The sequence below is a fragment of the Pseudoponticoccus marisrubri genome, assembly GCF_001482405.1.
Taxonomy (GTDB): Bacteria; Pseudomonadota; Alphaproteobacteria; order Rhodobacterales; family Rhodobacteraceae; genus Pseudoponticoccus; species Pseudoponticoccus marisrubri.
Genome location: NZ_LPXO01000051.1, coordinates 1 through 433, shown reverse-complemented (window position 1 = coordinate 433; position 433 = coordinate 1). Strand labels below are relative to the sequence as shown.

Sequence of the window (433 nt, the reverse complement as noted above, 5' to 3'; positions counted from 1 at the left end):
AAGTTGTGATTTGAAATGGATTCGCCGTCGTTACTCGGTGACGGTGGAGCGTATTGTTCGTGAATTGAGAGGAGAGTCCTGTCTCGGGCTGACTTCACATGAGTCCTCGGAACGGCAAATCATTTCATCCCGTTCTTTTGGCCGCTCGGTCACGGATTGGGAGCAAATGGCACAAGCGGTGTCGGCGTATGTGTCCCGAGCGGGCGAAAAATTACGCCAGCAGAACAAGGTGTGTCAGTTTGTGAGCGTCAGCATACGTTCCAGTCCCTATGCAACGAGAGGAGAGCCTTATCAGGCGTCACAAACGGTGCCATTGATTTACCCGTCCGATAATACGGTCTTATTAGTGAAGCAGGCTAAACGGGCCTTGCAAAGCATTTGGCGAGAGAAGGTGGCGTATCAAAAAGCGAGTGTGGTGCTGTCCGGGGTGACG

1 protein-coding gene is annotated in these 433 nt (G+C 52.4%); it reads left to right on the top strand.

What is annotated here, in order from left to right:
- Positions 1-433: DinB/UmuC family translesion DNA polymerase (locus tag AVJ23_RS22500; protein WP_437176766.1), on the top strand; the 433-nt coding region annotated here is incomplete at both ends.